The sequence below is a fragment of the Lysobacter sp. Root667 genome, assembly GCF_001427715.1.
GTDB lineage: Bacteria > Pseudomonadota > Gammaproteobacteria > Xanthomonadales > Xanthomonadaceae > Lysobacter.
The window spans coordinates 48,669-65,715 of the sequence record NZ_LMHF01000015.1; the positions used below are offsets into that span (position 1 = coordinate 48,669).

General features: G+C 69.2%; 18 protein-coding genes and 1 pseudogene. 8 read left to right on the forward strand and 11 right to left on the reverse strand.

The features are described 5' to 3' along the window. The first annotated feature begins 82 nt into the window (after positions 1–82). The 7 genes and pseudogenes from lptD (at position 83) to ASD78_RS17960 (ending at position 7,843) form a co-directional block, all read left to right on the forward strand. Entirely contained in the window at positions 83–2,563 is a 2,481-nt protein-coding gene (gene lptD, locus ASD78_RS17930) for an LPS assembly protein LptD (protein WP_055900623.1), read from the forward strand. Further along, positions 2,560–3,909: a peptidylprolyl isomerase gene (locus ASD78_RS17935; protein ID WP_056103991.1), complete on the forward strand. Its 1,350-nt coding sequence runs from the start codon at positions 2,560–2,562 to the stop codon at positions 3,907–3,909. Before lptD ends, ASD78_RS17935 begins: the two co-directional genes overlap by 4 nt. Continuing rightward, the gene (gene pdxA, locus ASD78_RS17940; protein ID WP_082575706.1) at positions 3,910–4,944 is read left to right on the forward strand and encodes a 4-hydroxythreonine-4-phosphate dehydrogenase PdxA; all 1,035 of its coding nucleotides are present in this window, start codon (positions 3,910–3,912) and stop codon (positions 4,942–4,944) included. After that, on the forward strand, positions 4,941–5,768 hold the full coding sequence (gene rsmA / locus ASD78_RS17945) for a 16S rRNA (adenine(1518)-N(6)/adenine(1519)-N(6))-dimethyltransferase RsmA (protein WP_055900617.1): 828 nt from the start codon (positions 4,941–4,943) through the stop codon (positions 5,766–5,768). The genes pdxA and rsmA overlap by 4 nt, the downstream gene beginning before the upstream one ends. A gap of 110 nt (positions 5,769–5,878) precedes the next feature. After that, positions 5,879–6,262, forward strand: coding sequence for a Co2+/Mg2+ efflux protein ApaG (gene apaG / locus ASD78_RS17950; RefSeq protein ID WP_055900614.1), 384 nt, complete (start codon positions 5,879–5,881; stop codon positions 6,260–6,262). Between the two features lie 19 nt (positions 6,263–6,281). After that, positions 6,282–7,100: pseudogene (locus tag ASD78_RS17955) on the forward strand (symmetrical bis(5'-nucleosyl)-tetraphosphatase); the annotation flags it as partial. A gap of 50 nt (positions 7,101–7,150) precedes the next feature. Then, complete coding sequence (locus ASD78_RS17960) at positions 7,151–7,843, forward strand: DUF1287 domain-containing protein (protein ID WP_235566540.1); 693 nt, start codon at positions 7,151–7,153, stop codon at positions 7,841–7,843. Between the two features lie 108 nt (positions 7,844–7,951). On the opposite strand, the gene ASD78_RS17965 is transcribed toward ASD78_RS17960, so the two are convergent. From ASD78_RS17965 to ASD78_RS18015, 11 genes are all read right to left on the reverse strand, one after another. Then, positions 7,952–8,461, reverse strand: coding sequence for a dihydrofolate reductase (locus ASD78_RS17965; protein ID WP_200944263.1), 510 nt, complete (start codon positions 8,459–8,461; stop codon positions 7,952–7,954). 289 nt (positions 8,462–8,750) lie between these two features. After that, the gene (locus tag ASD78_RS17970; RefSeq protein WP_056103997.1) at positions 8,751–9,296 is read right to left on the reverse strand and encodes a hypothetical protein; all 546 of its coding nucleotides are present in this window, start codon (positions 9,294–9,296) and stop codon (positions 8,751–8,753) included. Positions 9,297–9,368: 72 nt separating this feature from the next. Next, a complete protein-coding gene (locus ASD78_RS17975; RefSeq protein ID WP_056104000.1) occupies positions 9,369–9,914 on the reverse strand; it encodes a hypothetical protein in 546 nt (181 codons plus the stop codon). After that, positions 9,896–10,426 carry a hypothetical protein gene (locus tag ASD78_RS17980; protein ID WP_056104003.1) on the reverse strand — a complete coding sequence of 177 codons (531 nt, stop codon included), beginning with the start codon at positions 10,424–10,426 and terminating at the stop codon, positions 9,896–9,898. The genes ASD78_RS17975 and ASD78_RS17980 overlap by 19 nt, the downstream gene beginning before the upstream one ends. Positions 10,427–10,469: 43 nt before the next feature. After that, positions 10,470–11,264: a thymidylate synthase gene (locus ASD78_RS17985; protein ID WP_056104008.1), complete on the reverse strand. Its 795-nt coding sequence runs from the start codon at positions 11,262–11,264 to the stop codon at positions 10,470–10,472. Between the two features lie 3 nt (positions 11,265–11,267). Next, a complete protein-coding gene (gene lgt / locus ASD78_RS17990) occupies positions 11,268–12,146 on the reverse strand; it encodes a prolipoprotein diacylglyceryl transferase (protein ID WP_056104011.1) in 879 nt (292 codons plus the stop codon). 264 nt (positions 12,147–12,410) lie between these two features. Beyond that, positions 12,411–12,899, reverse strand: a complete 489-nt coding sequence (locus tag ASD78_RS17995; RefSeq protein ID WP_056104013.1) for a TPM domain-containing protein — start codon at positions 12,897–12,899, stop codon at positions 12,411–12,413. Between the two features lie 16 nt (positions 12,900–12,915). After that, a complete protein-coding gene (locus tag ASD78_RS18000) occupies positions 12,916–13,818 on the reverse strand; it encodes a TPM domain-containing protein (protein WP_056104015.1) in 903 nt (300 codons plus the stop codon). 43 nt (positions 13,819–13,861) lie between these two features. Then, positions 13,862–14,524: a LemA family protein gene (locus tag ASD78_RS18005; protein WP_055900592.1), complete on the reverse strand. Its 663-nt coding sequence runs from the start codon at positions 14,522–14,524 to the stop codon at positions 13,862–13,864. 126 nt (positions 14,525–14,650) lie between these two features. Further along, positions 14,651–15,376, reverse strand: a complete 726-nt coding sequence (locus ASD78_RS18010; protein WP_055900589.1) for a TerC family protein — start codon at positions 15,374–15,376, stop codon at positions 14,651–14,653. Positions 15,377–15,458: 82 nt separating this feature from the next. Beyond that, positions 15,459–15,839, reverse strand: coding sequence for a diacylglycerol kinase (locus ASD78_RS18015; RefSeq protein ID WP_055900586.1), 381 nt, complete (start codon positions 15,837–15,839; stop codon positions 15,459–15,461). Positions 15,840–16,570: 731 nt separating this feature from the next. Here ASD78_RS18015 and ASD78_RS18020 point away from each other — a divergent pair. Next, positions 16,571–17,038 (forward strand): VOC family protein, encoded by a 468-nt coding sequence (locus ASD78_RS18020; RefSeq protein WP_055900583.1) that lies wholly within the window; start codon positions 16,571–16,573, stop codon positions 17,036–17,038. Positions 17,039–17,047 lie beyond the last annotated feature (9 nt).

Consider the following 17,047-nt stretch of genomic DNA (forward strand, 5'->3'; position numbering starts at 1 on the left):
GGCCGGAAACCCGTGTTTCGCGTTGCCCCCCTGGATGGGATGCGGCAAGCTAACGGCCGATTTCTGTCCACCGGATGGCCGCGTGCGCAAACCCCTACGCCTGCTCCCGTTGTCGCTGTGCATCGCCATCGCGCTGCCTTCCCAGGCCACCGCCGGCGAAGACGACGAGAACTGGGGCCTGTGCCCGATCCAGGACGTGGTGCCTGCGTTCACCGACGCCCCGGCCCCGGTCGGCACCGCCGACCAGCGCACCGACAAGCCCACCGACATCGCCGGCGGCACCCTGGCGCGCGCCAGCAACGAGCAGGACATCGTCGTCCAGGACAACGTCAAGCTCAGCCGCGGCGACCAGTTCCTGGGCACCGACAAGCTGTCCTACAACGAAGAAACCAGCAAATACGTCGCCGAGGGCAACGTCCGCTACCAGGACGCCGGCATGCGCATGACCGCGCAACGCGCCGAAGGCGACCAGAACGCCGACACCCACCGCATCGAAGACGTGCAGTACCAGCTGACCCAGCGTCGCGGCAACGGCGGCGCCGAGCGCATCGACCTGACCGGCGCCAAAGGCAAGCTGACCGGCTCGACCTATTCGACCTGCCCGCCCGACCAGCGGGTGTGGGAGCTGCGCGCGAGCCAGATCAACCTCGACACCGACGACGGTTTCGGCGTGGCCCACAACGCGACCCTGCACATCGGCAAGGTGCCGGTGCTGTACGTGCCGTGGTTCAAGTTCCCGATCGACGAGCGCCGCCAGACCGGCCTGCTGTATCCGGGGATTTCGCTGTCGGGCAAGAACGGCTTCGACTACAAGCAGCCGATCTACCTCAACCTGGCGCCGAACTACGACGCCACCTTGTACCCGCGCATCATGGCCAAGCGCGGCGGCGTGCTCGGCGGCGAGTTCCGCTGGCTGTACCCGGAGGGCAAGGGCGAGGTCTACGCCAACTTCATGCCCAGCGACAATCTGCCGGGCGACCGGCCGTCGCGCTATTTCGACTACCGCAACGTGCAGCTGCCGGAAAGCGAGCTGCCGGACAAGAACCGCGGCCAGTTCGCGCTCAAGGCCAGCCACAGCCTGGACGCCAGCTGGTACGCCAGCACCAACCTGTCCTGGGTCAGCGACAAGTACTACCTGCAGGACTTCAGCAACAGCCTGTACGGCGTGTCGGCCTATTCGATCCGCAGCGACATCGGCCTGTTCGGCCGTGGCCGCCACTGGGAGGCCGGCTTCATGGCCGACCACTACCAGCTCGCCGACTACACCCTGACCGAACGCAGCCTGCCCTACGACCGTCTGCCGCGCGCCTACTTCCGCTGGTCGCAGCCGTTCGGCAAGTGGTTCGAAGCCGGCCTGGACACCGAAGCAGTGCGCTTCCAGCACAGCGACGAGAAACTGTTCGACCGCGACGTCGCCCTGCCCGGCGGCAGCCGCTTCGACTTCAAGCCCTACGTATCCCTGCCGCTGGAAGGCGCGAGCTGGTTCATCCGGCCCAAGCTGGCCTGGCGCTACACCGCCTACGAGCTGGAAGCGGCCAAGGCGCGCCAACTGGCGACCACCAACGCCCTCGCCTACGCCGCCGCCCAGGGCATCGCCTACACCCCGGACCTGGACGCGCGCTTCTACGACAAGTCGCCCACGCGCAGCCTGCCGATCACCTCGGTCGACGCCGGCCTGTACTTCGACCGCGACACCACCATCCGCGGCGACCGCTACCTGCACACCCTGGAACCGCGCGTGTTCTACCTGCGCGCGCCCTATCGCAACCAGGACAGCCTGCCGATCTTCGACACCGACCCCATGACCTTCAGCTGGGGCCAGCTGTTCCGCGACAACCGCTACACCGGCGCCGACCGCCAGACCGACGCCAACCAGCTCACCGTGGCCCTGACCACGCGCCTGATCAGCGAGGACGACGGCCGCGAACGCCTGTCGGCCAGCATCGGCCAGATCCAGTACTTCGACGACAGCCGGGTCACCGTGCCGGGCGAAAGCCCGATCGAACAGGGCAAGTCGGCCTGGGTCGCCGACGTCAGCGTGTCGCCCAGCGACCGCTGGACCATCAACGGCACCTACCAGTACAACCCCAAGTTCCGCGGCCAGGACCTAGCCAGCCTGCGCGCACGCTACCTGTTCGGCGACGCCGGCATCGTCAACCTCGGCTACCGCTACCGCCGCAACCCGGTCGACCGCAAGGACCTGCTGAAGCAGGCCGACCTCTCGTTCCTGTATCCGCTCAACGAGAACTGGTCCGTGGTCGGCCGCTATTACTACTCGCTGCTGGACAAGAAGCCGCTCGAACAGATCGCCGGCCTGCAGTGGGAAAGCTGCTGCCTGGCGGTGCGCGTGGTCGCCCGCCGCTATCTGCGCGACCGCTCCGGCGACCTCAATAATTCGCTTCAGGTCGAGTTCGAACTGAAGGGCCTAGGCTCCGCCGGACAGAACACGGAGCGGGTATTGCGCCGTGCTATCCTCGGTTACGATCGCGACGATCTCTATCTCGTGCCGCCCTCGTCCGTGACCCGCGGCCAGAACGACCCCACCCCCGACCCGACCCTATGAAGAAACTATTCGCGTGTGTCCTGGCCGCCGGCGTGCTGTCCGGCGGGGCGCTCCTGCCCGTCGGCGCGGTATTCGCCCAGGAAGTGCAGCCGATCGACCGTATCGCCGCGGTGGTGGACGAGGACGTGGTCCTCAAGACCGAACTCGACCGCGCCGTGACCAACATCCTGGCCCAGTACGCCGGCCGCGAAGGCCAGCTGCCGCCGCGCGACGTGCTGGAACGGCAGGTGCTCGAACGCCTGATCCTGCTCAAGATCCAGGTCGCCTACGCGCAGAACAGCGGCGTGCGCGTGACCGACCAGGAAATCGACCAGGCCATCGCCGGCATCGCCCAGCAGAACCGCATCAGCCTGGAGCAATTGCGCCAGCAGCTGGCCCGCGACGGCGGCACCTACAGCGAATTCCGCACCTCGATCCGCGACGAACTGCTGACCCAGCGCCTGCGCCAGCGTTTCGCCCAGACCCGGGTCTCGGTAAGCGACGCCGAAATCGACGCCGCCCTGGCCGCCCAGGCCAATTCCGGCACCCAGTACCACCTCGCCCACATCCTGGTCGGCCTGCCCGAGGGCGCCACCGCCGAGCAGATCGCCACCGCGCAGAAGAAGATCGAGGGCGTGAAGGCCCTGATCGACAAGGGCGAGATGGACTTCGCCGCGGCCGCGGTGCGCTACTCCGACAGCCCCAATGCGCTGGAAGGCGGCGACCTGGGCTGGCGCAGCACCGACGAAATCCCGAACGCGTTCGCCGAGCTGATGCGCGGCATGAGCGCCGGCCAGGTGACCGCGCCGATCCGCGGCCCCAGCGGCTTCCAGCTGCTGAAGCTGGTCGAGACCCGCGACGCCTCGCAGAGCGCGCCGAGCATGGTCACCCAGTACAAGGCCCGCCACATCCTGGTGCGCACCAGCGACACCGTCACCGACGCGCAGGCCAAGGCCAAGGCCGACACCCTGCGCGCGCGCCTGGCCGGCGGCGCCGACTTCGCCGAAGTGGTCAAGGACAGCGAAGACCTGAATTCGCGCGGCAAGGGCGGCGATCTGGGCTGGTTCTCCCAGGACGAGTTCGGCCCCGAATTCGGCACCGCGGTCGCCGCGCTGCAGGACAACCAGATCTCGCAACCGGTCCGCACCCCGGCCGGCTGGCACATCATCGAGCGCACCGGCAGCCGTCAGACCGACGTCGGCGACCGCAACCGCCGCGCCCAGGTCCAGGAGACCATCGGCCGGCGCAAGCTCGAAGACGAGTGGAACCGCTTCCTGCGCGAGCGTCGCGGCGAAGCGTTCGTCGACATCCGCGTCGGCAAGGGTGCCGCTGCCGATGCCCCCGCGGCGCCTGCCAGCGGCGGCTGAGTGACCCCGCCCCGGCTCGCGCTGGTGCCGGGCGAGCCGGCCGGCGTCGGGCCGGAGCTGTGCCTGCGGCTGATCCAACGGCCGCGCGACTACGCCCTGACCGCCTACGCCGACCCGCGCAGCCTGCGCGCCGCGGCCGAGGCCCTGAACCTGCCTCTGAAGCTGCTGCGGCCCGACCAGGCGGCCCTGCGGCCCGGTGAGCTGTCGCTGGTCGAGATTCCCCAGGCCACCGTGCCGGCGTTCGGAGAACCCGATCCCGGCAATGCCGCGGCCGTGATCCAGGCCCTGCGCGAGGCCGCCCAGGCCTGCCTGAGCGGCGCCTGCGACGGCCTGGTCACCGGCCCCGTGCACAAGGCCGCGATCAACGAAGGCGGCATCCCCTACACCGGCACCACCGAACTGCTGGCCGCGCAGGCCGGCCGCGAGGTGGTGATGATGCTGGCCAACGACATCGTCCGGGTCGCCCTGGCGACCACCCACCTGCCGCTGCGCGAGGTCGCCGACGCGATCGTGCCGGACGCACTGACCCGCACCCTGCGCATCGTCGACGCCGCCCTGCGCAGCGACTTCGGCATCGCCGCGCCGACCATCGCCGTGCTCGGGCTCAACCCGCACGCGGGCGAGGCCGGGCACCTGGGGCACGAGGAAATCGAAGTGATCGAACCGGTGCTGGCCGCGCTGCGCGCCGAAGGCATGCGCCTGATCGGCCCGCTGCCCGCCGACACCGCCTTCCTGCCGGCCAAGCTGCGCGGTTTCGACGCGGTGCTGGCCATGTATCACGACCAGGGCCTGCCGGTGCTCAAGTACAGCGGTTTCGAGCGCGCGGTGAATCTGACCCTGGGCCTGCCCTACCCGCGCGTCGCCGTCGACCACGGCACCGCGCTCGACCTGGCCGGCCGCGGCCTGGCCGACCCGTCCAGCCTGATCGCCGCGGCCGAGACCTGCGCCCGGATCGTGCGCAGCCGCGCTCATGGCGGCGGCACTCATAGCGGCGGCGCCCACAACAGCAGCGCCCACACCGGAGCGACGCCATGAGCGGCACCGCCAAGTCCCACGCCAAGGGCTTCACCGCCGACGCCAAGAAGCATCTCGGCCAGCACTTCCTGCACGACCGCGGCATCATCGAGATGATCGTGCAGGCGGTGGACCCGCAGCCCGGCGAGCGCCTGGTCGAGATCGGCCCTGGCCAGGGCGCGATCACCTACCCGCTGCTGGACCGCCACGGCGAACTGACCGTGATCGAGTTCGACCGCGACCTGATCTTCCCGCTCACCGAGGGCGCGCGCGCCCACGGCACGCTCGAGATCATCCACCGCGACGTGCTCACCGTCGACTTCGGCGCGCTCGCCCACAACGGCGGCCCGATCCGCCTGGTCGGCAACCTGCCTTACAACCTGTCCTCGCCGATCCTGTTCCATGCCCTGGAGCACGCCGAGGCGATCGTCGACATGCATTTCATGCTGCAGAAGGAAGTGGTCGACCGCATGGCCGCCGGCCCCGGCAGCAAGGTCTACGGCCGGCTCGGGGTGATGCTGCAGGCCTACTGCCACGTCACCGCGCTGTTCGACGTGCCGCCGCACGCGTTCCGGCCGCCGCCGAAGGTGGACTCGGCCGTGGTCCGGCTGGTGCCGCGCGCGCCCGACAGCATCGGCATCGACGACCACGCGCGTTTCGCGCGGGTGGTGCGCGACGCCTTCGGCCAGCGCCGCAAGACCCTGCGCAACGCGCTCTCGCAGATCTGCGACGCGGCCGCGATCGAAGCCGCCGGCGTGCGTCCCGAGGCACGCGCCGAGCAGATCGAGGTCGCGGATTTCGTGCGCCTGGCCAATTCGCTCAAGGACCTGGCGCCGGAAAACTGACGCGCGCCGCGACGCCGCCGAGCCGCGCCGGCGCGCCCGCGCGGCGGCCGGGCGCGCGATCGCGGCAATGCTCATTCCCGCTTCATGCCCGCTTTGCTTACACTGCCGGCATGGAACACCGCCACGACTACGCTTTCGACATCGCCGTCGCGACCCGCTACCTCGACGATCAGTCCGAGCCGGAGCAGGACCGCTACGTCTTCGCCTACACCATCAACATCCGCAATGCCGGGCGCGTGCCCGCGCGCCTGCTCTCGCGCCACTGGGTCATCACCGACGCCAACGGCAAGGTCCAGGAGGTCGAGGGCGAAGGCGTGGTCGGCGAGCAACCGTGGCTGCGGCCGGGCGAGGACTTCGAGTACACCTCCGGCGCCGTGCTGGAAACCAGCCTGGGCACGATGGAGGGGAGTTATGCGATGGTCGCCGACGACGGCACCCGCTTCGAAGCGCCGATACCGGCCTTCACCCTGACCGTGCCGCGCACCCTGCACTGACGCACGGAACGATTCGGATATGAGCGTCTGGGCCATCGGCGACCTGCAAGGCTGCTACGACCCCACTCAGCGTTTGCTGGAGCGGATCAATTTCGATCCCGCCCGCGACCAGCTGTGGTTCTGCGGCGACCTGGTCAACCGCGGCGGCCAGTCGCTGGAGACCCTGCGCCTGGTGCATTCCCTGCGCGCCAACAGCGTGGTCGTACTGGGCAACCACGACCTGTCGCTGCTGGCCATCGGCGAACGCCGCGAGGAGGAGCAGCGCAAGGTCAATCCCGACCTGCAGCGCATCGTCCTGGCCGAAGACCGCGACGAACTGCTGGGCTGGCTGCGCGGCCAGAAGCTGGTCCACTCCGACCGCAAGCTGGGTTGGATGATGGTGCACGCCGGCCTGGCGCCGAAGTGGACCACCCAGCTCGCCGAGCGCCACGCCCGCGAGATCGAGGAACGTCTGCGCAGCGATCAGTACCCGCGCCTGCTCAAGAACATGTACGGCGACCGCCCGGCCTGGAACCCCAAGCTGGCCGGCATCGACCGCCACCGCGCGATCATCAACATCTTCACCCGCCTACGTTATTGCACGCCGCGCGGCCGCATCGCGTTCGAGGACAAGGGCAGCCCGGGCACCCAGCCGGTCGGCCTGTACCCCTGGTACGAAGTGCCGGGCCGGGCCGAACGCGACCTCAAGATCGTCTGCGGCCACTGGTCGACGCTGGGGCTGTTCATCGGCCACGGCGTGCATGCGATCGATACCGGCGCGGTCTGGGGCGGCAAGCTCACCGCACTGCAGTTGGACACCGACGAGCTGCGCATCGTCCAGGTGCCGGGCCGCGACGTGCCGGCGAACCCGCCCAAACCACGGCCGCCTCGCCCGCCGCGACCGGCCGCGTGAGCCCCGCAGCGGCAACCGCGTTGCGCAGTGCAGCCGCCGCCTTGCTGGCCGCGGGCCTGTGCGCGGGCTGCGCCGATCCGCAACCTTCCGCGCCGCCGCCGGCCGCGTCGGCGAGCGCCGCTGCCGAACGGCCCCAACCGACGCGGGCCGCACCCGCGCACCCGCTGGTGCGCGCGGCGCGCGCCCAGGTCGGCGTGGTCCGCTACTACGACCCGACCTATGTGCGCCTGGACTACCCAGGCGGCGACGTCGCCGCCGACCGCGGCGTCTGCACCGACGTGGTGATTCGCGCCCTGCGCACCCAGGGCCTGGACCTGCAGCGCGCCTTGCACGAAGACATGCGCGCCAACTTCGCCCGCTACCCGCAAAGCTGGGGCGCGCGCGGCACCGACCGCAGCATCGACCATCGCCGCGTGCCCAACCTGCGGCGCTGGTTCGAACGCCAGGGCTGGCAGCAGCCGATCAGCGAGCGCGGCGCCGACTACCGTCCGGGCGACTTCGTCACCTGGGACCTGGGCGGCGGCACCCCGCACATCGGCATCGTCTCCGACCGCAAGTCCTGGGACGGCGACCCGCTGATCCTGCACAACATCGCGCGCGGCACCGAAGAGGGCGACTTGCTGTTCGCTTACGAAATCACCGGGCATTACCGGCCGGTGCTGGATCGCGCGATCGCGAGCACACCCTAGGCTGCGGCGGCGAGCGCAGGGTCGTCGTTTCCGGATTCGCGCGACGATGCGGTTCGCCTGCGGCTCACCGCATCCTACGATTCGACCGTTGCGGCGCGGCGATACGCCTCAGGCATCCATGCCCAGGCGCACGTAGTCGACGAACTCGAACCCGAACGCATGGCGCTCGTCGGCGCCGTGGCGTTCGCGCGCGGTCACCCGCCACTCCTCGGCGTCGAAACGCGGGAAGTGCGCATCGGCGTCCGCGACCGCGGTGTCGACGTAGGTCAGGTGCATGTGGGTCGCGGCAGGCAGGCACAGCGCGTAGATCTCGCCGCCGCCGATCACGCACAGCTCCGGCGCCGCGTCTTCGGCGGCGACCGCGAGCGCGGCCTCGACGGAGGCCACCGCCTGCATGCCCGCGTACGGCACCTCGCCCGAGCGCGTCAGCACCAGGTTGCGCCGGCCCGGCAGGGCGCGGCCCAGCGACTGCGCGGTCTTGCGCCCCATCAGCACCGGCTTGCCCAGGGTCAGCGCCTTGAAGCGCTTGAGGTCGTCCGGCAAGCGCCACGGCAGTTCGTTGCCGCGGCCGATGCCGCGGTCGCGGTCCAAGGCCGCGATCAGGGACAGCCGCGTCATGGCCGCTTGCGCCAAACGCGGTCCAGCGAGTCATGCCCGGCGCCGCTGAACATCGGGCACGGCCCGACCGCGGCCGGCGCCGGGAACATGCCGGGATACGTATGCCAACTCGCTATCGGATTCATCCAACTACCTCGTCCGCGAACGCTTGCGCATCCTACGCTGGAACGGGCTGCCGCTTGCCCTCACCCAGACCCCTCTCCCGCAGGCGGGAGAGGGGCTTAGACGGAGAGCCTGCTTTAGGCTAGTGCCCTATCGACGGCGGCGCTCGACGCTTCGTGGCGCCGGCTTACTTCTTGCTGCAGGTCATCATCACCGGCACCACCTTGCTCACCATGTCGGTCATCATGGTCTTGAACGCCGGCGACTGGTCCATCTTGTCGGTCATGTCGTTGATCGCCTTCTCGACTTCGACATTCGACGCCTGGCTGTGCTCCAGGTAGAGCTTGCCGGCCGGCGCGTCGACGAAGGCCAGAAACGCGTCCAAGTCGGCCTCGGTCAGGCGCTTGCGCATCGCGGCGATGATCTCGGCCTTGAGCTCCGGCGAATGGAAGTAGTCGGTGATGGCCTTGCGGAACTCGTTCTTGGAGAATTCGTCGATGGCCTTGCCCAGCGCCGGGCAGCTCTTGGCCTCGGGCTTGGACATGGCGCCTTCGCGGAACTTCTCCGACAGCTCTTCGATGCTGAGCTGGTCGATCTGATGGCCGTAGGTCATCGAGTAATAGCGTTCCAGCGCGGCCTCGTATTTCGTCGGCGCCGCCGCTTGCGCACTGCCCATACCCAGCACGATGGTCAGCGCCAGCGCGCCGGCAGACAGAATTCCCTTGTTCGACACGTCCCTTCCCCTTGTGGTGATTGCGATCTATCGCGGCGGCGCGGCCTCAGGCCTGCCCGCGGTACTCTTTGCTCAACCGCCCTGCTCGGCGCGGCATTGTTCCACCCGCGCGGTCGCGTTCTGTATCGCCTTGGCGAGCGCGGCGGTGATGCGGCTGTCCTGGGCCAGGCGCTGCTGGAAATCCACGCTGAGTTCCTGAAACGAGCTGGCGAGCTTGGCCGACTGCTCCGGACGGGTCGGCGGGTCGCCGCCGGCGGCGGTGATGCGCAGCTGATCGGCGTCGTAGACGTCGACCATGATGTTCTCCAGGCGTTGCCGCATCTCGGCGCTGAAGAACAGTTCCAGCACCACCGGCAGGGTGTCGCGCTCGAGTTCGGCGCGCAGTTGCGTGGACGCGGCCTTGCAGCCCTCGAACGCGCTCGCCTCGCCGCTGGCCAGGCCTTCCACGTAGGCCTTCTTGGCCATCTCGCGCAGCATCGGCTTGACCCGGTCGTAGGCGCTCGCGGCCAGGGCGCGTTCGTCGGCACCGTCGGCGGCGCGCAGGATCGGCGACGGCAGCCACAGGGCCGCCGCCAGCAGGGTCGCGAACGCGGGCCGGGTCAGGGAGTTGAGCCGCATCGGAAATCGATCCTCTCGATCGCTTCGATCATGTCGTCGTCCAGCGCGAAGCCGACCGGGCGCTCGTAGCGCAGCACGGCCATCTTCTCGCCCATGGGTACCATCCACATCGTAGTGGCCTGGCTGGCGTCGCGGACCGAATCCATGCGATAGCCGCGCCGCGCGCCCAGCGTCACCCAGCCGTTGACCTTGCCCAAGGTCTGGCGCTGCATCACCGCCAGCCCGCTCATCAGGATTTCCAGGTTCTTTTCCGAGCGCAGGTCCGGCGGTGCGGCCACGCAGGATTGCAGCAGCATCGCCTTGGCGGTCTTGCCGTTGCGGGTGTGGCTCAGCGGATGCGCGCTGCGCTGGCCGTTGCCGGTGGTCTCGGGTATCGCCGCCTCGGCCTCGATGTCGGCGGGCAGCCGGATCGAGCCGGCCGGCCCGACCGCGATCGCGGATACCGGGTCGGCCGCGATCAGCGCGGTCGCGCACATCGCGCAGGCCAGGCCCAGCGCCAACGCGGTGGTCACACGTCCCCTTCGCCTCATCGTCCGTCCCCCCCGGGCGGTTCGCTCAGACCGCGACCGGCGCCTTGATCGCCGGCAGCGGATCGTAGTGTTCGATCGCGATGTCGTCGTAGCGGAAGCCGAAGATGTCGTTCACCTGCGGATTGAGCTTCAGCGTCGGCAGCGCGCGCGGTTCGCGCGACAACTGCTCGCGTGCCTGCTCGTAGTGATTGGAATACAGGTGGGCGTCCCCCAGGGTGTGGACGAAGTCGCCCACGCCCAGCCCGCAGACCTGCGCGACCATATGGGTCAGCAGGGCGTAGCTGGCGATGTTGAACGGCACGCCCAGGAAGATGTCGCCGCTGCGCTGGTACAGCTGGCAGCTGAGCTTTCCGTCGGCGACGTAGAACTGGAACATGGTGTGGCAGGGCATCAGCGCCATGCGCGGCAGGTCGGTGACGTTCCAGGCGCTGACGATCAGCCGGCGCGAATCGGGATTGCGCTTGATCTCGTCGACGACCCAGCGGATCTGGTCGATCTCGACCCCGTCCGCTCCGGCCCAGCGCCGCCACTGCTTGCCGTAGACCGGGCCCAGCTCGCCGTCGGCGTCGGCCCATTCGTCCCAGATGCCGACCTTGTTTTCCTTCAGGTAGGCGATGTTGGTGTCGCCCTGCAGGAACCACAGCAGCTCGTGCACGATCGAGCGCAGGTGCAGCTTCTTGGTCGTGACCAGCGGGAAACCCTGGTTCAGATCGAAGCGCAGCTGCCAGCCGAACACGCTGCGCGTGCCGGTGCCGGTACGGTCGGACTTTTCGCTGCCGTGTTCGAGTACGTGGCGCAACAGATCGAGATACTGACGCATGGCTCAGTCCTTCGCGGCTGCGGCGGGTTGCGGTTGCAGGGTCGGCGAGCTGTGCGAGCGCCACAGCCAGTACAGGCCGAGCAGGATCAGCGGCACGCTCAGCAGCTGGCCCATGGTCAGCCAGCCGAAGGCGATATAGCCGGGCTTGGCGTCGGGCACGCGCACGAACTCGACCAGGAAACGGAAGCAGCCGTACAGCAGCGCGAACAGGCCCGACACCGCGTAACGCGGACGCGGCTTGCTGGAATACCACCACAGCAGCGCGAACATGGTCAGGCCTTCGAGCGCGGCCTGGTACAGCTGCGAAGGATGGCGGGCGAAATGATTGAGGGCGCCGCTCGCGTACTGGCTCTGGATCTGTTGCGTGGTCCAGTTGGCGAACTCCGGCGCGCGCGGGAAGATCACGCCCCAGCCGGCCTCGGTGAACTTGCCCCAGAGCTCGCCGCCGATGTAGTTGCCGATGCGGCCGAAGCCCAGGCCCGGCGGCACCAGCGGGGCGACGAAATCCATCACGTCGAAGAAATGCAGGCGGTGCTTGCGCGCCCACCACAGCGATGCGGCCATCACGCCGATCAGGCCGCCGTGGAAGCTCATGCCGCCTTCCCAGATGCGGAACAGCATCAGCGGGTCCTGCAGCAGGTCGCCGAAGGCGTAGAACAGCACGTAGCCGAAGCGGCCGCCCAGCACCACGCCGAGCATGGCGTAGAACAGCAGATCGCCGTAGGCCTGTTCGTTCACGCCCGGCAGGCGCCCGGCGCGCACCCGGCGCTGCCCCAGCCACCAGGCCAGGCCGAAGCCGATGAGGTACATGATCCCGTACCAATGCACTTGCAGCGGGCCGAGATGGACGGCGATCGGATCGATCTGGTGCAGGTAGATCATGCGGTGCAGCGGCCCGGCGGTTGGGGATGCCGGTATTGTGCCCGAGGGAAATGAAGCGTGCCTCGCCCGATACCGACCGGCCCGCGATTGCGACGGAACGATGCGTCGCGGCCGGCCCGACGACCACCGCCCGCGCGACCAGGCCTTGGGGTAGGAGCGGCGTCAGCCGCGACCAAGCCAGCCCATCGCCCTGCGCAAGCCGCCACCGCCCGATCGCGACTCACTTCGCGCCCGCAGCAAGCCAAGGCGACCGCCGAGACCGGCTCAGAGGATCCGCGGCAGGTCCGGCAGCTCGTTGCTGTCCTGATCGCCCTCGGCGCGCGGGTAGTGCTCGGCCAGCAGCGCCGACATCGCCTCGATCCCGCCCAGTACCGCCGCCTCCGGGTCGCCGGCGCGCAGCCGATCCTCGACCAGCTGGCAGACGCCGCGCCACTGCTCGGCGCTGACCAGGCCGTCGAAGCCGCGGTCGGCGACGATCTCGATGCGGTGATCGGCCAGCAGCAGGTACAGCAGCACGCCGTTGTTGGCGCGCGTATCCCAGACCCGCAGCTGGGCGAACGCGTCCATCGCCGCGGCGCGGGCCTGGCGCCCGGCCCAGACGGCGCGCGGGTGCAGGCCGGGCTCGACCGCGAAGCAGATTTCGCCGGTATGGCGCAGTTCGCTGGCGGCGATCGCCGCGGCGATGCGGCGCAGGCGCTCTTCCGGGAACAAGCGTTGCGCGGACGGCGCGAACAGGTGCTTGAGCAGTCGCATCAGTGCGGGCCTCCGTTCACCAGCTGCCTCCCGCTCCGCCGCCGCCGGTCATGCCGCCACCGCCTGACCAGCCACCGCCACCACCGCCGCCACCACCGAAACCTCCGCCTCCCCAACCGCCGCCGCCTCCACCCCAGCCGCCCCAGCCCGCGTCGCGGGCGAAACGGCCGCTGGGTGCGCTGATCAGGCCCATCACCAGGCCGATCAGCGCGCCGATGCCGCCGACCAGCAACAGGGACGAGATCAACCAGGCCACTCCGCCGGCCGCGCCGGCGCCGAGCACGGCGCGCAGCGGCCGCGGCGCGCGGCCGAAGATGCCGCGAGCGACCTGGGCGACGATGAAGGCCGCAAACAGGGCGAACAGGAAGCCGCCACCGCCGTCGTCCTGGACGCGGTGGTCGGCCATCGGCGGCGGCAGGTCTTCGCCGTCGATCAGCTTGACCAGCGCCGCGCTGGCGTCGGTGACGCCGCCGGCATAGTCGCCGGCGCGGAATTTCGGCAGCAGGTATTCCTGGATCACGCGGAACGCGGTCGCGTCCGGGATCGCCCCCTCCAGGCCGTAACCGGTGGTGATCCAGGCGCGCCGGTCGCCCTTGGCGACCACCAGCAGCGCGCCGTCGTTGGTACCGCTACGGCCGAGCTTGTACTGGTCGTAGGCGCGCACCGAGTACTGCGAAATCTCTTCCGGCTGGGTGCTCGGAACGATCAGGATCTGAAGTTGGCTGCCCTTGCGCTGCTGCAGCGCGCGCGCCTGCGCTTCCAGGCTCTGGCGGGTCGCGGCGTCGAGGGTGCCGGTGGTGTCGATCACCGGCGAATCCAAGGGCGGGATCGGCGCCAGCGTCTGCGCCTGTGCGACCGCGCAGACCAGCCACAGAGTCAGCAGCAAGGCCCAGCCGCGCCAGGAGGCGCGGCCTGCCATCGCGAGTCGCCGCATCATCGCCCGGCGTCCGCCGCCGCGCCGCTCAGCCCGCCGGGGCCGGCTGCTGCTGAGGAGCAGGCTGCTGAGGAGCCGGCTGCTGCTGCGGCGCCGGCTGCGCGGCCGGCTGACCGAATTCGACCTTGGGCGCTTCCTGGATCTGCTGCTCGTTCTCGACCGAGAAGTTGGGCTTGGCCTTGTAGCCGAAGATCATCGCGGTCAGGTTCTGCGGGAACGAACGCACGTAGGTGTTGTAGTCCTGCACCGACTGGATGTAGCGCTGGCGCTCCACGGTGATGCGGTTCTCGGTGCCTTCCAGCTGCGCCTGCAGCTGCAGGAAGTTCTGGTCGGCCTTGAGCTGCGGATAGTTTTCGCTGACCACCAGCAGGCGGCCGATCGCGCTCTTGAGTTCGCCCTGCGCCTGCTCGAACTGCTGCACCGAGGCCGGATCGTCGGCATTGACGTTGATGCTGCCGACCTTGGAGCGCGCTTCGGTGACCTGGGTCAGCACCTGCTGCTCGTGACTGGCATATCCCTTCACGGTCGCGACCAGGTTTGGCACCAGATCGGCACGTCGCTTGTAGACGTTGAGCACCTGCGACCAGGACGCCTTCACCGCTTCGTCCTTCTGCTGGATCGTGTTGTAGCCGCAACCGCTGAGCAGCGCGGCCGCCGAGACCAACAGCAGCGACATCATGAGCTTACGCATGGCGCAACTCCTTCGTGAGGATGGAGCATTCCAACACCCGCGTCCGCGCCTTGCAATGGACGGCGCGTGAGGGTCGCGCGCAGGCTGCGGCGTCGCCGGACCGGCGACGCCGCGGGCCGGAGCGGCTCAGTCGGCCTGGACCCGGGCCTGGGCGCGGCGCTTGGCCCACAGGTTGAGGCACTCGACCAGGGCGGAGAAGCCCATCGCGCCGTAGATGTAGCCCTTCGGAATGTGCAGCTCGAAGCCGTCGGCGATCAGATACACGCCGACCAGGACGATGAAGGCCAGCGCCAGCATCTTGATGGTCGGGTTGCGGTCGATGAACTCGCCCAGCGGCTTGGACGCCAGCAGCATCACCGCTACCGCTAGCAGGATCGCCGCGACCATCACCGGGGTGTGGCTGGCCATGCCGACCGCGGCGATCACCGAGTCCAGCGAGAACACGATGTCGATCACCGCGATCTGCGCGATCACCGCCATGAACGACACCGCCGGCTTGGTGTGGATGTCCTCGGACTCGTCTTCGCCGGCGACCAGGTCGCGGATTTCCATCGAGCCCTTCACCAGCAGGAACGCGCCGCCCAGGATCAGGACCAGATCGCGCACCGAGATGCCCTGGCCGAACACCGAGAACAGGTCGCTGGTCAGGCCCGCCAGCCAGGCCAGGGTCAACAGCAGGGCGATACGCGTGATGCAGGCCACGGCGATACCGAACTTGCGCGCCTTCTCGCGCTGCGCGTACGGCAGCTTGCTGACCGCGATCGAGATGAAGACGAGGTTGTCGATGCCGAGCACGATCTCGATCGCGCTCAGGGTGACCAGGGTGATCCAGACTTGCGGATCGGAGAGCATCTCAATCACTTGCGGATTTCCTAGGCTTTGCAAAACGTTTCGGGCGCGCACGCGGCGCGCGGCGGGTGTGGGGCGGCGGCGCTCAGAACAGGCGCGGCACGACGATCGCGCCCCAGATCAGCAACACATTCATCATCAGCACGAACACCGCCGCCGAGCCCATGTCCTTGGCGCGGCCGGCGAGTTCGTGGAATTCCGGGCCGTAGCGTTCGATCACGGCTTCGACCGCGGAGTTCAACAGTTCGATGCTCAGCACCAGCAGCATCGAGCCGATCAGCAGCACGCGCTCGACCGGGGTCTGGCCCAGCCACCAGCCCAGCGGCGCAAGCACCACGAACAGGCAGACTTCGAGCCTGAACGAGGATTCGTGCAGCCAGGCCGCGCGCAGGCCCTGCATGGACCACTTCGCCGCTTTGAGAACGCGCACAGGACCGCGCGGCATGTGGCCGAATTCGTCTGCCATGGCGGCCTCAGGCAGCGGGAAGCAAGGGAGCGACCGGGCACGGGCTCGGCAGGGAGGGCGACGCGGCGGCGCGGCCGCGGCGGGACTGCTCGGTCATGGGCATGAGGGGTCGGGCTCTCTCCGGACGGGCCGGTGGGCGCAGCCGGCGGCCGCTACAGGGCATGGATTTTGCCACAAGCCCCGCCCGGTCGCCCCGGCGGGACCGTGCTGGATGCGGCGGTCACGGGGCCGACACGGGGTTTTCGCGTCCGCTTAGCGCCGCCGGCGCTACCCTCGCCGCCCCGGACCACTCGGGAGCAGGGCCATGTCCCGCTGTGTACGGCTCGCCGGTCTGGAGACCCGGCGCGGCACGCGGGCCGAGGTCGCGGCCGGCGATGAGCGCGCGGCCGCTGGCTCGGGCCGAGGACGACGCGGCCGGCATGCGCTGGGGCTCGATCCGGGAGGTCTCGGCATCGACGACCGCATTCGGCCGTGCGTCCGATCCCAGGACCGATCTGAATACCCCTAACGCCGCGGCGCCGATGGCCCGCGCCGAGCCGCCGCCGTCTCAGCCTCCGAGAATCGAACCGTTCAGCATCCTCGCCGCCGAGCAGCTCATCGGACCGCGGTCGATCCGATACTCGCGGACCGACCGGCCGCTGGCGATTTGGCCGATTCCGCCCAACCGATTCCGCCCAACCGATTTCAGCCAACCGATTCCAACCCATTTCGCCCACCCAGGAGACACCGACATGGCAGTACAGCCCCGCCCCGACGGCTACCACAGCGTCACGCCCTACGTGATCGTCCACGATGCCGCCGCCGCGATCGACTTTTACGTGCGCGCGCTCGACGCGACCGAAATCTATCGCCTGCCGATGGGCGACAAGATCGGCCACGCCGAGATCCGCATCGGCGACTCGGTGATCATGATGTCCGACGAGTGGCCGGAGATGAACGCGCTCAGCCCCAAGACCCGCGGCGGCGCGACCACCGCTTTCATGATCTACGTCGCCGACGCCGACGCCGCGTTCGACAAGGCGGTCAAGGCCGGCGGCAAGGTCGACAAGCCGCTGCAGAACCAGTTCTGGGGCGACCGCACCGGCACCATCGTCGATCCCTTCGGCCACAAATGGACTCTGGCCACGCATGTCGAGGACGTGTCGGAGGAGGAGATGCAGAGCCGCATGCAGGAGTGGTCGCAGCAGCAGGGGGCGTAACCTGGTAAG

Bases quoted from the DNA above. Each gene is read 5' to 3' on its own strand.
- ASD78_RS17935 (WP_056103991.1), top strand. From the start codon at position 2,560: ATGAAGAAACTATTCGCGTGTGTCCTGGCCGCCGGCGTGCTGTCCGGC.
- rsmA (WP_055900617.1), top strand. From the start codon at position 4,941: ATGAGCGGCACCGCCAAGTCCCACGCCAAGGGCTTCACCGCCGACGCC.
- apaG (WP_055900614.1), top strand. From the start codon at position 5,879: ATGGAACACCGCCACGACTACGCTTTCGACATCGCCGTCGCGACCCGC.
- ASD78_RS17965 (WP_200944263.1), bottom strand. From the start codon at position 8,461: ATGACGCGGCTGTCCCTGATCGCGGCCTTGGACCGCGACCGCGGCATC.
- ASD78_RS17975 (WP_056104000.1), bottom strand. From the start codon at position 9,914: ATGCGGCTCAACTCCCTGACCCGGCCCGCGTTCGCGACCCTGCTGGCG.
- ASD78_RS17985 (WP_056104008.1), bottom strand. From the start codon at position 11,264: ATGCGTCAGTATCTCGATCTGTTGCGCCACGTACTCGAACACGGCAGC.
- lgt (WP_056104011.1), bottom strand. From the start codon at position 12,146: ATGATCTACCTGCACCAGATCGATCCGATCGCCGTCCATCTCGGCCCG.
- ASD78_RS17995 (WP_056104013.1), bottom strand. From the start codon at position 12,899: ATGCGACTGCTCAAGCACCTGTTCGCGCCGTCCGCGCAACGCTTGTTC.
- ASD78_RS18000 (WP_056104015.1), bottom strand. From the start codon at position 13,818: ATGGCAGGCCGCGCCTCCTGGCGCGGCTGGGCCTTGCTGCTGACTCTG.
- ASD78_RS18005 (WP_055900592.1), bottom strand. From the start codon at position 14,524: ATGCGTAAGCTCATGATGTCGCTGCTGTTGGTCTCGGCGGCCGCGCTG.
- ASD78_RS18010 (WP_055900589.1), bottom strand. From the start codon at position 15,376: ATGCTCTCCGATCCGCAAGTCTGGATCACCCTGGTCACCCTGAGCGCG.
- ASD78_RS18015 (WP_055900586.1), bottom strand. From the start codon at position 15,839: ATGGCAGACGAATTCGGCCACATGCCGCGCGGTCCTGTGCGCGTTCTC.
- ASD78_RS18020 (WP_055900583.1), top strand. From the start codon at position 16,571: ATGGCAGTACAGCCCCGCCCCGACGGCTACCACAGCGTCACGCCCTAC.